At 73.8% G+C, this 14,037-nt stretch carries 14 protein-coding genes; 5 read left to right on the top strand and 9 right to left on the bottom strand.

Annotated features, from left to right (window positions below; translation table 11 throughout):
• Positions 1-21 precede the first annotated feature (21 nt).
• The 5 genes from RHODO2019_RS04210 to RHODO2019_RS04190 all read right to left on the bottom strand — a co-directional run bounded on the left by RHODO2019_RS04210 (position 22) and on the right by RHODO2019_RS04190 (position 6,393).
• Positions 22-1,050 carry a 3-isopropylmalate dehydrogenase gene (locus RHODO2019_RS04210; RefSeq protein WP_265383768.1) on the bottom strand — a complete coding sequence of 343 codons (1,029 nt, stop codon included), beginning with the start codon at positions 1,048-1,050 and terminating at the stop codon, positions 22-24.
• A gap of 144 nt (positions 1,051-1,194) precedes the next feature.
• Positions 1,195-2,793: a phosphoglycerate dehydrogenase gene (gene serA, locus RHODO2019_RS04205; RefSeq protein ID WP_265383767.1), complete on the bottom strand. Its 1,599-nt coding sequence runs from the start codon at positions 2,791-2,793 to the stop codon at positions 1,195-1,197.
• A gap of 136 nt (positions 2,794-2,929) precedes the next feature.
• Positions 2,930-3,943: a ketol-acid reductoisomerase gene (gene ilvC, locus RHODO2019_RS04200; RefSeq protein WP_265383766.1), complete on the bottom strand. Its 1,014-nt coding sequence runs from the start codon at positions 3,941-3,943 to the stop codon at positions 2,930-2,932.
• A 66-nt stretch (positions 3,944-4,009) separates the two neighbouring features.
• Positions 4,010-4,510, bottom strand: a complete 501-nt coding sequence (ilvN, locus tag RHODO2019_RS04195) for an acetolactate synthase small subunit (protein ID WP_265383765.1) — start codon at positions 4,508-4,510, stop codon at positions 4,010-4,012.
• On the bottom strand, positions 4,507-6,393 hold the full coding sequence (locus RHODO2019_RS04190; RefSeq protein WP_265383764.1) for an acetolactate synthase large subunit: 1,887 nt from the start codon (positions 6,391-6,393) through the stop codon (positions 4,507-4,509). Before RHODO2019_RS04190 ends, ilvN begins: the two co-directional genes overlap by 4 nt.
• Before the next feature lie 249 nt (positions 6,394-6,642).
• Here RHODO2019_RS04190 and RHODO2019_RS04185 point away from each other — a divergent pair, with 249 nt between their 5' ends.
• Positions 6,643-7,137: a PH domain-containing protein gene (locus RHODO2019_RS04185; RefSeq protein WP_265383763.1), complete on the top strand. Its 495-nt coding sequence runs from the start codon at positions 6,643-6,645 to the stop codon at positions 7,135-7,137.
• A 79-nt stretch (positions 7,138-7,216) separates the two neighbouring features.
• Here RHODO2019_RS04185 and RHODO2019_RS04180 read toward each other — a convergent pair whose 3' ends face one another.
• Positions 7,217-8,023 (bottom strand): DoxX family protein, encoded by an 807-nt coding sequence (locus RHODO2019_RS04180; RefSeq protein WP_265383762.1) that lies wholly within the window; start codon positions 8,021-8,023, stop codon positions 7,217-7,219.
• Between the two features lie 84 nt (positions 8,024-8,107).
• Between RHODO2019_RS04180 and RHODO2019_RS04175 the strand changes: the two genes are divergently transcribed.
• Positions 8,108-9,271 carry a PQQ-dependent sugar dehydrogenase gene (locus tag RHODO2019_RS04175; protein WP_265383761.1) on the top strand — a complete coding sequence of 388 codons (1,164 nt, stop codon included), beginning with the start codon at positions 8,108-8,110 and terminating at the stop codon, positions 9,269-9,271.
• Here RHODO2019_RS04175 and RHODO2019_RS04170 read toward each other — a convergent pair whose 3' ends face one another.
• Together RHODO2019_RS04170 and gatB are read right to left on the bottom strand one after the other, a co-directional pair.
• Complete coding sequence (locus RHODO2019_RS04170; protein ID WP_265383760.1) at positions 9,272-9,733, bottom strand: tRNA (cytidine(34)-2'-O)-methyltransferase; 462 nt, start codon at positions 9,731-9,733, stop codon at positions 9,272-9,274.
• A gap of 2 nt (positions 9,734-9,735) precedes the next feature.
• Entirely contained in the window at positions 9,736-11,172 is a 1,437-nt protein-coding gene (gatB, locus tag RHODO2019_RS04165) for an Asp-tRNA(Asn)/Glu-tRNA(Gln) amidotransferase subunit GatB (protein ID WP_265384617.1), read from the bottom strand.
• 180 nt (positions 11,173-11,352) lie between these two features.
• Here gatB and RHODO2019_RS04160 point away from each other — a divergent pair, with 180 nt between their 5' ends.
• Genes RHODO2019_RS04160 through RHODO2019_RS04150 form a run of 3 tightly spaced genes read left to right on the top strand, consistent with a single transcriptional unit; the run spans position 11,353 to position 12,921 of the window.
• On the top strand, positions 11,353-11,811 hold the full coding sequence (locus RHODO2019_RS04160) for a MaoC family dehydratase (protein WP_265383759.1): 459 nt from the start codon (positions 11,353-11,355) through the stop codon (positions 11,809-11,811).
• A gap of 31 nt (positions 11,812-11,842) precedes the next feature.
• Positions 11,843-12,442 (top strand): DedA family protein, encoded by a 600-nt coding sequence (locus RHODO2019_RS04155; RefSeq protein ID WP_265383758.1) that lies wholly within the window; start codon positions 11,843-11,845, stop codon positions 12,440-12,442.
• Positions 12,439-12,921: a DUF6328 family protein gene (locus RHODO2019_RS04150; RefSeq protein ID WP_265383757.1), complete on the top strand. Its 483-nt coding sequence runs from the start codon at positions 12,439-12,441 to the stop codon at positions 12,919-12,921. The genes RHODO2019_RS04155 and RHODO2019_RS04150 overlap by 4 nt, the downstream gene beginning before the upstream one ends.
• Here RHODO2019_RS04150 and RHODO2019_RS04145 read toward each other — a convergent pair.
• Complete coding sequence (locus RHODO2019_RS04145; protein ID WP_265383756.1) at positions 12,918-14,018, bottom strand: aminotransferase class V-fold PLP-dependent enzyme; 1,101 nt, start codon at positions 14,016-14,018, stop codon at positions 12,918-12,920. The two genes, RHODO2019_RS04150 and RHODO2019_RS04145, sit on opposite strands and share 4 nt — an antisense overlap.
• Positions 14,019-14,037: the final 19 nt, after the last annotated feature.

Genomic DNA, 14,037 nt, shown 5'->3' with positions numbered 1-14,037 from the left:
CCCGGGCGGCACCTCGACCGGTCAGGCCTTGACGCTGGACACCAGGGCGGCGAGACGGTCACCGATCGACGACGTGCCCCCCGGGTGCGCCGCGTCCCGGGTGGCGAGGTCGAAGGCGACGGCCGCCTCCACCCGACGGGCCGCGTCCCCGCGGCCGAGGTGGTCGAGCAGCAGGGCGACGGACAGGACCGCGGCGGTGGGGTCGGCGATCCCCTGGCCGGCGATGTCGGGGGCGCTGCCGTGCACCGGCTCGAACATGCTCGGGTTGGCCCCGGTCATGTCGATGTTGCCGCTGGCCGCCAGACCGATGCCGCCCGTGACGGCGGCCGCGAGGTCGGTGATGATGTCCCCGAACAGGTTGTCGGTGACGATGACGTCGTAGCGGCCCGGATCCGTCACCAGGTGGATGGTCGCGGAGTCCACGTGCTGGTAGGCCACCGACACCGCGGGGTGCTCGAGCGAGACCTCCTCCACCACGCGTGACCAGAGCGATCCGGCGTGGGTGAGGACGTTGGTCTTGTGCAGCAGGGTCACGTGCTTGCGTCGGCCCTCGGCCCGGGTGAACGCGTCGCGGACCACACGGTCCACCCCGAACCAGGTGTTCAGGCTGACCTCGGTGGCGACCTCGTGGCGGGTGTCGCGCCGCAGCACACCGCCGTTGCCGACGTAGGGGCCCTCGGTGCCCTCGCGGACGACCACGATGTCGATCTCGCCAGGGTTGGCCAGGGGGGAGGGAACCCCGGGGAACAGCCGCGCGGGCCGCAGGTTCACGTGGTGGTCGAGCTCGAAGCGCAGCCGCAGCAGCAGCCCGCGCTCCAGGATGCCGCTGGGCACCGACGGGTCCCCGACGGCGCCGAGCAGGATGGCGTCGTGCTGGCGGAGCTCGGTGAGCACGGAGTCCGGCAGCAGCTCGCCGGTGGAGTGCCAGCGGGCCGCACCCAGGTCGTAGGAGTGCGTCTCCGCCTCGGGGGCCACCTCGGCGAGCACCTTCAGCGCCTCGGCCACCACCTCGGGCCCGATGCCGTCACCGGGGACCACCGCGAGCTTCATCCGTACCTCCGTGAGCACTGTCGGTTCGAGCGGCGGGCGCGCGGTCCGGGCACCCGCCGGGTGACGGCCGGCGCCGGGCGAGACGACGGTACCGGCCACGGGGTGCTGCTGCGCCCACGGCGGCGAAGAAGAGGCGATCCTGGGTCAGCCCAGGTCGACCGAGCGCACCGTGCTCGCGCCGACGGCTGCACCGATGGGCTCGAGCACCTCGACGGCCACCGTGCGGTCGACGCGCAGGACCATGGTGGCGCCGTCCCCCTCGGCCGCCTGGCTGAGCTGGGCCGCCTCGACGTTGACCCCCGCGGCGCCGAGCATGGTGCCGACGGTGCCCATGACTCCCGGCCGGTCGGAGTAGACGAGCAGCAGGTTGACGCCCTCCGCGCGGAGGTCGAAGTTGCGCCCGTTGATGCCGACGACCTTCTGCACCTGCTGCGGACCGGAGAGCGTGCCGGCGACCGTGAAGGCGGAGCCGTCGGGCAGGGCGGCGCGCAGCTGGACCACGCTGCGGTGGTTGGGGCTCTCCGGCGCCGTGGTGAGGTCCACGGTCACCCCCCGCTCCTCGGCCAGTGCGGGCGCGTTGACGAAGGTCACCTGGTCCTCCACCACGGCCGAGAACACCCCGCGCAGCGCCGCGAGCTGCAGCACGGTCACCTCCTCGGACGCGAGCTCGCCCCGGACGTCGACGGTGATCGAGGTGGGGAGTGCACCCGCGACGGCCCCGAGCAGCACGCCCAGCTTGCGGACGAGCTCGAGCCACGGCCCCACCTCCTCGCCGACGACCCCGCCCGCCTGCACGTTCACGGCGTCGGGCACGAAGTCCCCGGCCAGCGCCAGCAGGACGCTGCGCGCGACGTCGGTGCCCGCGCGGTCCTGCGCCTCGGTGGTGGAGGCGCCCAGGTGCGGGGTGACCACGGCGTTGGGCTGGGCGAACAGCGGCGAGTCCGTGCTGGGCTCGCTGGCGTAGACGTCGATGCCCGCCGCCCCCACCTGACCGCTGGCCAAGGCGTCGGCCAGGGCCTGCTCGTCGATCAGCCCCCCACGGGCGGCGTTGACGACGATGACGCCCTTCTTGGTCATGGCCAGCTGCTCGGCCCCGATGAGGCCCTTGGTCTCGGGCGTCTTGGGCAGGTGCACGGTGAAGGCGTCGGCCCGGCGCAGCAGCTCGTCCAGCGTCACGAGCTCGATGCCCAGCTGGGCCGCCCGGGCAGCCGAGACGTAGGGGTCGTAGGCGATGAGGGTGGTGCCGAACGCAGCGATCCGCTGCGCGAACAGCTGCCCGATCTTGCCCAGGCCGACCACCCCGATCGTCTTGCCGGAGATCTCCACGCCGTTGAAGCTGCTGCGCTTCCAGGTGTGCGCGCGCAGCGTCGCGTCGGCCGCGGGGATCTGCCGGGCTGCGGCCAGCAGCAGCGCCACGGCGTGCTCGGCGGCCGAGACGATGTTGGACGTGGGGGCGTTGACGACCATGACGCCACGGGCGGTGGCCGCAGGCACCTCGACGTTGTCCAGCCCGACACCGGCGCGCGCCACGACCTTGAGCCGGGTGGTGGCGGCGAGGACCTCGGCGTCGACCTGGGTGGCGGAGCGGACCAGCAGCGCGTCGGCCTCGGCGACGGCGGCGAGCAGGGCCGGCCGGTCGGTCCCGTCCACGTGGCGGATCTCGACGCCGCTGCCCAGCGCGTCGACCACCGACGGCGCGAGCTTCTCGGCGATCAGGACGACGGGGCGGGCGGCGCTGGTCACGGGGTGCTCTCCAAGCTGGTGGGGTGCGGGGCCTAGGTCGAGCAGGGCGGAGCCTACTGCGGGCAGATCGCGGGCTGTTCGTCCGTCGTGCGGTGCGCGAGCAGCGAACAGCCCGCGATCTGCGGGAGCGAGTGGGTCAGGCCGTCTCGGTGATCGGCCGGTCCACCCAGCTCATCAGGTCGCGCAGCTTCTTGCCGGTGACCTCGACGGGGTGCTCGGCGTTGGCCTTGCGCAGTCCTTCGAGCTCGGTGTTGCCGTTCTCCACGTTGGCCACCAGGCGGCGGGTGAACTCACCGGACTGGATGTCGGCCAGCACGTCCTTCATCCGCTGCTTGGTGCCCGCGTCGATGATGCGCGGCCCGGACAGGTAGCCACCGAACTCAGCCGTGTCCGAGACGGAGTAGTTCATCCGTGCGATGCCGCCCTCGTACATGAGGTCGACGATCAGCTTCAGCTCGTGCAGCACCTCGAAGTACGCCATCTCCGGCGCGTAGCCCGCCTCGACCATCACGTCGAAGCCGGTCTTCACCAGCTCCTCGGTGCCCCCGCACAGCACGGCCTGCTCACCGAACAGGTCCGTCTCGGTCTCCTCCTTGAACGTGGTCCCGATGACGCCGGCGCGCGTGCCGCCGATGGCCCGGGCGTAGCTCAGCGCGAGCGCCTGGCCGGTCCCGAGGGGGTCCTGGTCCACCGCGATGAGGCAGGGGACGCCCTTGCCGTCGACGAACTGGCGGCGCACCAGGTGGCCCGGACCCTTGGGGGCGACCATGGCCACGGTGATGTTCTCGGCCGGGTTCACCAGGTCGAAGTGGATGTTCAGCCCGTGGCCGAAGAAGATCGCGTCACCGTCGACGAGGTTGGGCTCGATGTCCTCGGTGAAGATCTTCGCCTGTGCGGTGTCCGGGGCCAGCACCATGACCACGTCGGCCCAGGCAGCCGCCTCGGCCGGGGTCGACACCGTCAGACCCTGCTCCTCCGCCTTCGCGCGGGACTTGGAGCCCTCCTGGAGCCCGACGCGCACGTCGACGCCGGAGTCGCGCAGGCTCAGCGAGTGCGCGTGGCCCTGGCTGCCGTACCCGATCACCGCGACCTTGCGGCCCTGGATGATGGACAGGTCGGCATCGTCGTCGTAGAAGATCTCGACACTCACGTCGTGGTGCTCCTCGTTCTCTGGGTTGGTCGGGCTCTGGGTTCGGTCGGGCTGGGGTCGTGCGGACTAGCGGGTGGCGGTGATGGACTTGGCGCCGCGGCCCAGGGCGACGACGCCGGACTGGGCGATCTCCCGGATGCCGTAGGGCTCGAGCACCCGCAGCAGCGCCTCCAGCTTGGCGGGGGTGCCCGTGGCCTCGACCGTCACGGCCTCGGCGGAGACGTCGATGACCTTGGCTCGGAACAGCTGCACCGTCTCCAGCACCTGGCTGCGGACGCTGGCGTCGGCGCGGACCTTCACCAGCAGCAGCTCGCGGGCGACGGAGTGGTCGGGGTCCTGCTCGACGATCTTGAGCACGTTGACCAGCTTGTTCAGCTGCTTGGTCACCTGCTCGAGCGGGAAGTCCTCGACGCTGACCACGATGGTCATCCGCGAGACGTCGGGCAGCTCGGTCGCGCCGACCGCCAGCGAGCGGATGTTGAACCCGCGGCGGGCGAACAGGCTGGACACGCGGGCCAGGACACCAGGGGTGTCCTCGACCAGCACGGAGAGGGTGTGGGTGCTCACTGCTCGTCCTCCGGGCTGGCGGCCGCGATGATCTCGGGCGAGGCGTCGTCGACGTCGAACAGGGGCCGGATGCCCCGGGCGGCCATGATCTCGTCGTTGCCGGTGCCGGCGGCGACCATCGGCCAGACCTGGGCGTCCGCGCCGACCACGAAGTCGATCACGACGGGCCGGTCGGTGATCGCCCGGGCGGCCGCGATGACGTCGTCCACGTCCTCCTCGCGCTCGCAGCGGAACCCGACGCAGCCCAGCGCCTCGGCGAGCAGCAGGAAGTCGGGGATGCGGCGGTTGGTCGCCGTCTGGTGGGTGGAGAGGTCGGTGTTGGAGTACCGCTCCCCGTAGAACAGGGTCTGCCACTGCCGCACCATGCCCAGGTTGCCGTTGTTGATGACGGCCACCTTGATGGGCACGCCCTCGATCGCGCAGGTCGCCAGCTCCTGGTTGGTCATCTGGAAGCAGCCGTCACCGTCGATGGCCCACACCTCGGTGTCGGGCATGCCCATCTTGGCGCCCATGGCGGCGGGCACGGCGTAGCCCATGGTCCCCAGGCCACCGGAGTTGAGCCAGGTGCGGGGCTTCTCGTAGGAGATGAACTGGGCCGCCCACATCTGGTGCTGCCCGACGCCCGCGCAGTAGATCGCGTCCGGACCCGCAGCTCGTCCGATCCGCTCGATGACCAGCTCCGGGGAGAGGGCGCCGTCGCTCGGCCGGTCGTAGCCCAGCGGGTAGGTGCTGCGGATGCCGTCGAGCTGGCGCCACCACTCCGCGAGGTCGGGCCGCGGGTCGGTGCTCGCGCGCAGGGTCTCCACCAGCTCGCCGAGCACCTCGCGGGCGTCGCCGACGATGGGGACGTCCGCGATGCGGTTCTTGCCGATCTCCGCGGGGTCGATGTCGGCGTGGATGACCTTGGCCCCGGGGGCGAAGGTCGCGAGCTGTCCGGTGACCCGGTCGTCGAAGCGGGCACCGAGGGTGACCAGCAGGTCGCTGCGCTGCAGCGCCGCCACCGCGGCGACCGTGCCGTGCATGCCGGGCATGCCGAGGTTCTGCGGGTGGCTGTCGGGGAAGGCACCGCGGGCCATCAGCGTGGTGACCACGGGCGCGCCCGTCAGCTCGGCCAGCTCGGCCAGCTCGGCGCAGGCCTGCGCCTTGATGACGCCGCCGCCGACGTAGAGCACGGGCCGCCGGGCGGCGGCGATCAGCCGGGCCGCCTCGCGGACCTGCTTGCCGTGCGGCTTGGTGATGGGGCGGTAGCCGGGCAGCCGCAGCTCGGGCGGCCAGCTGAACGTGGTCTGGGCCTGGAGGACGTCCTTGGGGATGTCGACCAGGACGGGGCCGGGGCGGCCGGTGCTCGCGATGTGGAAGGCCTCGGCGACGGCTCGCGGGATGTCGGCCGGATCGGTGACGAGGAAGTTGTGCTTGGTGATCGGCATCGTGATGCCGGAGATGTCGGCCTCCTGGAACGCGTCGGTGCCGATGAACGCGGAGTTGACCTGCCCGGTGATGGCGACGATGGGCACCGAGTCCATGTGCGCGTCCGCCAGCGGGGTCACCAGGTTCGTCGCGCCGGGCCCCGAGGTGGCCATGCAGACCCCGACCTTGCCGGTGGCCTGCGCGTAGCCCGTGGCGGCGTGGCCCGCGCCCTGCTCGTGCCGGACGAGCACGTGGCGGACCCGGGTGGAGTCGAGCAGCGGGTCGTACACCGGCAGGATGCAGCCCCCCGGGATGCCGAAGATGATCTCGCAGCCCACCTCCTCCAGGGAGCGCACGAGCGACTGCGCGCCGGTGACGCGCTCGGGGGCCGAGGCCGGGCGGCGTGGAGCGGCGGGTGGGGTGGCCGGGCGCGCGGGCCGCGCGGTGGCCTGCGGGCGGGCGGTGGGAGCACTCACTGCGGTTCCTCTTCTGTGACCGTCGGTGGTCGGGTTCCGGGCAAAAAAAGACCCCCGCCGCGGGTGACCGCGTGACGAGGGTGGCGCATCGGGCTGAGGAGAGCGTGGGCGACCTTCTCAGCGGGCGACGCGCCGGCTGAGTACGAGGAGGTCGTGGATGTGCACGGGCGTGACGTTAGGGCCCACCCCGGCAGCCGTCAACTCTGCGGGACGGAGCTCCCACATCCTGGGAGGTGGGACGATGTCGGGGTGAGCACCGAGCCGACCGCCGATCCCGCCCGCGCCGTCCTGCAGGTCTCCCGGGCCGCCCTTCTCGGGGTGGTGGTGTTCCTGGTGGGCACCGGCCCCTTCGTCGCCGCGGACACGGCCCGCTGGGGGTGGCTGGTGCTGCTGCCGCTGCTCGCCGCCGCGTGGGTCCTGCGGGTGCAGACCACCGCGGACGCCGACGGGCTCGCCGCCCGCTCCACCCTCCGGACCCGGACGATCCCCTGGTCCGAGGTCGATGGCGTGCGCTTCCCCCGGCGGGGCTGGGGCAGGGCCGTGCTGCGGGACGGCTCCGAGGTCTGGCTGCCGGGCGTGGGGTTCAACGACCTCCGGGTGCTCGCGGTGGTCAGCGGAGGTCGGGTGCCCGACCCGTTCGCCGCCGCCGAGCAGGCGCGGGCCGAGCGCGAGGCCGCGGCCGGGGAGGGGGAGCAGCCGGCGGAGGAGGCTTCACCACCGAGCGCTCCCGGCCTCACCTGGTGATGGTGGTCGGCACCGCCGTCCGGCCTCGCGACCGCGTGCGTTCGCCAGGCGGGTCGGCGCTGGACGGTGGGTGCGGTGGTCAGGCGAACGGGGTGGCGCCGTTGAGCAGGAACCAGACGAGCAGGCCGGCCGCGACCCCGAGCACCAGGCCGAGCCACGAGCTCAGCAGCGGCCGCGTGGCCCAGCCGCGCCGGCGGTCGAGGGAGAACCGACCCGGGCCGAGCAGCACCACCACGGCGGCGAGCAGCACCAGCAGCATCTCGAGCTCCTGGCCCTGCGCGGAGACGAAGAACCGGAACCCCGGTGCGGCCTGGTCGGCCACGAACCACGCGTTGATGGTGGTGCCCAGCGCGGCCGCACCGGCCAGCGGGGTCAGCAGGCCGAGCACCAGGAACGCCCCGGCCCCGACCTCGGCGATGGAGCCCAGGTAGGCCAACAGGTGCGCGTGGGCGTACCCGGCCCGGGTGAGCAGGTCCTCGAAACCGTTGATGCCGGGTCCGTGGAACAGCGCGAACAGGTTCTGGCTGCCGTGCGCCAGCAGGATCACGCCGAGGCCGACCCGCAGCAGCAGCAGCCCCAGGTCGGTGGTGCCCCGCGGCGCCCGCGCCACGTGACCCTCGTCGTCGGAGGGTTCGGAGACCAGGGGCGGGGAGACGGTGCGCGGGGCCGCGACGTCCTGCCGCTGACCGGGGTGGGTGGGGGCCTGGTAGTAGGGCACCCCGTCCCCGTCCCCGTCACCGCGCACCCCGTCACCGCGCACCCCGTCACCGCGCACCCCACCGCTCGAGTGGGGGCTCGGCTGGCCCTGGGCGGCGAACGCCGTCGTGGCGTCCTGACCGGACCCCTCGGCGGGTCGGTCCGGCTGGGGCGTCGGGTTCTCGGTCACGACGATCACCCTAGACAGGACGGTGGTCCGAACCCGGCACGGACGCTCACCCGCCGCTCACGGCGCGGCCCGTACTCTGCGGCGGTGCACAGGGGTGGGATCCGGACGGCGGTGCTCGGCACCGTGGGTCTCCTGCTGGCCGCGTGCGCCCAGTTCCCGCAGCCCTCGGCCGCCGGCTTCCAGGACAACCCCCCGCTCGGCGCCGGCCCGGAGCCGACGCCCCAGCTGCCGGGGGAGCCGGCGCCCCCGGGCCCGTCCGGGGGCGCGGCGGCGCCCGCGGCCACCTCCGCCGCTCCCTCGGGACCGTGCGTGGACCCCGATCCGGCCGTCGTCGCCACCTGCCTCGGCACCACCGGCGGGGTGGCCGTGCTCCCCGACGGCGCCTCCGCCCTGGTCGCGGAGCGGCGCACCGGTCGGCTGCTCCAGGTCGCCCCGGGCACCGCGCCCGTGGTGGTGGACACGGTGGCGGTGGAGGGGAGCACCGACGGCGGGCTGCTCGACGTGGCGCTGTCCCCCACGTGGCTCGAGGACCGGCTGCTCTACCTCTACGTCACCACCCCCACCGACAACCGCGTGGTCCGCCTCTCCCCCGGCGACTCGCCCAAGCCCGTGCTCACCGGTATCCCGCGCGGGCCCAGCGGCAACGCCGGCAGCCTGGCCTTCGACGCCACCGGTGACCTGCTGGTGGCCACCGGTGCCGCGGGCAGCACCACCGCGTCCAAGGACCCCGCCTCGCTGGCCGGGAAGCTGCTGCGTGTCGACCTCACCGGTGCCGCGCCGGCCGACAACCCCACGCCGGGGTCCCCGGTGCTGGCCGCCGGCATCGACGCCCCCGGTGGGGTCTGCACGGACGCGACGACGGGGACCAGCTGGGTCACCGACCGGACCGCCACCACGGACCGCCTGCGCACGGTGGTGCCCGGTCGTGGCCTGGGCCCCGAGGTGTGGACCTGGCCCGACCGGCCCGGCGTGGGGGGCTGCGCGGCCCTCGGCGGGCGGGTGGCGGTGGCCCTGGGCACCGGTTCCGCGCTCTACGTCCTCACCACCTCCCCCGAGAACGCGGTGATCGGTGATCCCGAGGTGCTCGCCAAGGACAGCTACGGCCGGCTCGCCGGTGCCGACGTGGGTCCGGACGGCCTGGTGTGGGTGGGCACCACCAACGCCGACGGCGGCACCCCCGTCGCCACCGACGACCGGGCGGTCCGCATCCAGCCCTCGGGCGGGGCGGGCGGTGGGAGCCCGGCCTAGCTAGACCCCGCCGGCGAACCCGTGCTGCCGCCAGGCCTCGTGCACCACCACGGCCGCTGCGTTGGCGAGGTTCATCGACCGGCGCCCCGCCAGCATGGGGATGCGCAGCGCCCCGGTCACGTGCGGGTCGGCGAGCACCTCCGGGGCCAGGCCGGTGGGCTCGGGCCCGAACATCAGCACGTCCCCCGGGGCGTAGGCGACGTCGGCGTAGCTGCGGTCGGCCCCGGTGGTCAGCGCCCACACCCGCTCCGGTTCCAGCGCCACCCACGCTGCGGCCAGGTCGGCGTGCACGGTCACCGAGGCGAGGTCGTGGTAGTCGAGCCCGGCTCGGCGCAGCTTGGCCTCGGACAGGTCGAACAGCGGGTCCACCAGGTGCAGCTCGCACCCGGTGCCCGCCGCGAGCCGGATGGCGCTGCCCGTGTTGCCGGGGATCCGCGGCTCGTGGAACAGGACCCGGAACACCGCTAGCTGCAGGCCTTGAGCACGAGCTCGGTGACCTTGGCCGCGTCGGCCTGACCCCGGGTGGCCTTCATGACCGCACCGACGATCGCCCCGGCGGCCTTGGTGGCGCCGCCGCGGATCTTCTCGGCGACCGCGGGGTTCGCGGCCAGGGCCTCGTCCACGGCGTGCTGCAGCGCACCGTCGTCGCTGACCACCGCGAGGCCACGCCCGGCCACCACGTCGTCGGGCTCACCCTCGCCGGCCAGCACCCCGTCGACCACCTGGCGGGCGAGCTTGTTGTTCAGCGAGCCGTCGGCCACGAGCGCGATGATCCGGGCGACCTGGGCGGGGCTGATGGCCAGCTGGGCCAGGGTGAGCTCGCGGCTGTTGGCCTGCTGGGTCAGGTAGGCCACCCACCAGGACCGCGCCTGGTCCGCGGGCGCGCCGGCGTCGACGGTCGCGGCCACCAGGTCCAGGGCCCCGGCGTTGCGCAGGTCGCGCATCTCCTCGTCGCTGACCCCCCAGCTCGCCTGGATGCGGGCGCGGCGCTCCCACGGCAGCTCGGGCAGCTCCGCCCGCAGCCGCTCCACCCACGCCGGGTCCGGCGCCACCGGGGAGAGGTCCGGCTCCGGGAAGTAGCGGTAGTCCTCCGCGGTCTCCTTCTTCCGACCCGCCGCGGTGGTGCCGTCGACCTCCTGGAAGTGCCGGGTCTCCTGGACGACCTCGCCGCCGGCGAGCAGCACGGCGGCCTGGCGGCGCATCTCGTGCCGCACGGCCACCTCGACGCTGCGCAGGCTGTTCACGTTCTTGGTCTCGGTGCGCGTGCCCAGCACGGGTGAGCCGGACGGGGTGAGGGAGACGTTGGCGTCGCAGCGCAGCGAGCCCTGGTCCATCCGCACGTCGGAGACGCCGAGGGACTCCAGCAGGTCGCGCAGGGCGGTGACGTAGGCGCGGGCCACCTCGGGAGCCCGGGCACCGGCCCCGTGGATGGTGCGGGTGACGATCTCCACCAGCGGCACGCCGGCCCGGTTGTAGTCCAGCAGCGAGTGGCTGGCCCCGTGGATGCGGCCGGTGGCCCCGCCGACGTGCAGCGACTTGCCGGTGTCCTCCTCCATGTGCGCCCGCTCGACGTCCACCCGCCAGGTGGTGCCGTCGTCCAGGAGCACGTCGAGGTAGCCGTCGGTGGCGATCGGCTCGTCGTACTGGCTGGTCTGGAAGTTCTTCGGCTGGTCGGGGTAGAAGTAGTTCTTCCGCGCGAACCGACCGTGCGGGGTGATGGTGCAGTGCAGCGCCAGACCGATGCGGATGGCGGACTCCACCGCCTTCTCGTTGACCACGGGCAGCGCGCCGGGCAGGCCCAGGCACACCGGGCACGTCTGGGTGTTGGGCTCGGCTCCGAAGCCGGTGGGGCAGCCGCAGAACATCTTGGTGGCAGTACCCAGCTCGACGTGCACCTCCATGCCGAGCACGGGGTCGAACTGCGCGACGACGTCGTCGTAGTCGACGAGCCGGGCGGAGCCGTCGGGGCCGATGAGGTCGGCCGGGCGGTGATCGAGGCTGGGGGCACTCATGCGATCCATCCTGCCAGGCGTGGGAGCATCGACGGGCAGCCTCATCCCGACGTCGACAGGAGACCCACCATGCGCACCTTCACCTCCCCCGCCGAGCTCCTCGCGGCCCAGGGCGAGACCCTCGGCACCAGCGACTGGGTCGAGGTCACCCAGGAGCGGATCAACACCTTCGCCGAGGCCACCGGCGACCACCAGTGGATCCACGTCGACGTCGAGCGGGCGAAGGCGGAGAGCCCGTTCGGCGGCCCCATCGCGCACGGCTTCCTCACCCTCTCGCTCCTGCCGATGCTCAGCTGGCAGATCTGGACGGTCGAGGGCACGAAGATGGGAGTGAACTACGGGCTGAACAAGGTCCGCTTCCCCTCGCCGGTCCCGGTGGGCTCCATGGTCCGCTCCACCGCGGTGCTCACCGAGGTCACCGAGGTCGGCGGCGGCGGGCTGCAGCTGGTGGTCTCCTCCACCGTCGAGGTCGAGGGCGGCTCCAAGCCGGTGTGCGTGGCCGAGATGGTCTCCCGCCTCTACTTCTGAGCCGGCGCCGGTGCCCGGCTAGGTTGGCCCCATGAGCGGCCTGGTCGAACGACTGTTGAACGTCGCCCCGCTGTACGTCTTCCTCGTGGTGGGCCTGCTCGTGTTCGTCGAGGACGCTCTGTTCGTGGGCTTCGTGGTGCCGGGCGAGACGGCCGCGGTGGTCGGCGGGGTGTACGCCAGCCGGGGTGAGGCCAGCGTGGTGTGGATGTGCGTGGTCGTCGTGGTGGCCGCGATCGTCGGCGACAGCGTGGGCTACGAGGTGGGCAAGACCTTCGGCCCACGGCTGCTGGCGCTGAAGATCCTGGACAAGCGTCGGGACAAGCTCGACGGGGCGCAGGACTTCCTGGCCCGGCGGGGCGGCTCGGCGGTGTTCCTGGGGCGCTTCGTGTCCTTCTTCCGGGCCGTGATGCCCGCCCTGGCCGGCACCGCGAAGATGCCCTACCGCCGCTTCCTGCCGTGGAACGCCGCGGGCGGGCTCGTCTGGGGCACGGCCTTCGTGCTGCTGGGCTTCTTCGCCGGCAACTCCTACCAGGCGGTCGCCTCCAAGGTCGGGACCGGGCTCGCGGTGGCCGTCGCGGTGGTCGTCGTCGTGGCGGTCGTCGTCTGGCGGGTGCGCAGGGAGCGGGCGTGAGCCTGCCGCCCGAGCCGCACGAGGGCGAGCAGGCTCGGCTGACCCGCAACCTCGCCGAGCTGCTGCAGGAGCTGCGGGTGGCCCAGGCGGGGGTGCAGATCCTCTTCGCGTTCCTGCTCTCGCTGCCGTTCACCGCGGCGTTCGCCGGCACCACGGGCTTCCAGCGCGCGACCTACCTCGTGACGTTCGTGTCCTCCGGGGCGGCCGTGGTGTGCCTGGTCGCGCCGGTCGCCTACCACCGGCTGCTGTTCCGGCGGATGCACCGGCCCGAGCTGGTCCGGGCCGCACACCGCTTCGCCCTGGCCGGCCTCGCCCTGCTGGCGGCGTCCATCACCGGCGCGGCGGTGCTCGTCGGCGACGTCGTCCTGGGCGGGGTGGGGGCGGCCGTGCTCGGCCTGGGCTCGGCGGCCTCGTTCGTGGTGCTCTGGGTGGCGCTGCCGCTGCGGGCCCGCGCCAGCACGATCCCGGTGCCGGACTAGCTGACGGCGGTGAGCGCGCGGGCGAGCCGGTCGAGGTCCTCGGCCGTGGCGTCCAGGTGCGGGCTCACCCGCAGGACGGTGCGGGTGGCCTCCAGCGGGGCCCGCCACACCCCCGCCGAGGTCACCAGCACCCCGTGCTCGACGCGCAGCTGCTGCTGGGCGGTCTCGACCCCCGCATCCGTCCAGCCCACCGGCGGCGCGAGGGTGGTCGTGGCCGACGGCTCGTCCACGGGCTCCACCGTCCTCCAGCCCGCGGTGCCGTCCAGGGCCTCGCGAGTGGCCCGACCGCGTGCGGCCAACCCGGCGTGCACGCGGGACGGGTCGAGCGCGAGGTGCTCGGCGAGCGCGACCCCGAGCCCGATCCGCCCGGCCACGAACGCCTCCGCCGACTCGAGGCCGGCCGTGGGCACGTCGAGCAGGCCCGGCCGCACCGCCAGCACCCCGACCCCGCGCGGGCCGGCGAGCCACTTGCGGCTGGTCGCGTAGACGGCGTCGGCGCCCAGGGCGGTGTCGACGTGGCCCAGTGCCTGTGCGGAGTCGACCACCACCGGCACCCCGGCCGCGCGGGCGAGGACCACCACCTCGGCGGCGGGCTGCACCACCCCGCGGTGCGAGCCGAGGTGGCACAGGTGCACCAGCGCGGGCGGCCGGGCGGCGAGCCGGGCGCGCAGCGCGTCGAGGTCCACGTGACCCACGGCATCGGCGGTGGCCATCGCCTCGACGACGAGCCCCCAGCGCGCGAACCGCGCCAGGTTGGGGCCGTACTCCCCCGGGCTCACCAGCACGGTGGATCCCGGTGGCAGCCGCCAGGCCTCCAGCAGCACCGAGAGCGCGGACACGGCGCTCTCGGTGAGCACGGTGTCCTGCGGCGCGTGGCCGAGCAGCCCGGCGAGGTCCGCGCGCACCCGGTCCAGCTCCGGGGCCGCCTGCGCCGCGGCGACGTACCCGCCGGTGCGGGCCTCGCGCTCCAGGTGCGCGGTCACGGCGGAGAGCACCGCGCGCGAGCTGCGCCCGGCGGCGGCCGAGTCGAGGTGCAGCAGGTCGGGTTCCGGGCGGGCGGTGCGCCAGGCGTCGGCGAGCTCGGGGGGCGGCGGCATGGCGACGACGCTACCCACC

Origin of the sequence: Rhodococcus antarcticus, from assembly GCF_026153295.1 — a bacterium.
Taxonomy (GTDB): Bacteria; Actinomycetota; Actinomycetes; order Mycobacteriales; family Mycobacteriaceae; genus Rhodococcus_D; species Rhodococcus_D antarcticus.
The sequence above is the reverse complement of the archived record's forward strand: the minus strand, read 5'-3'. Positions and strand labels throughout refer to the sequence as shown.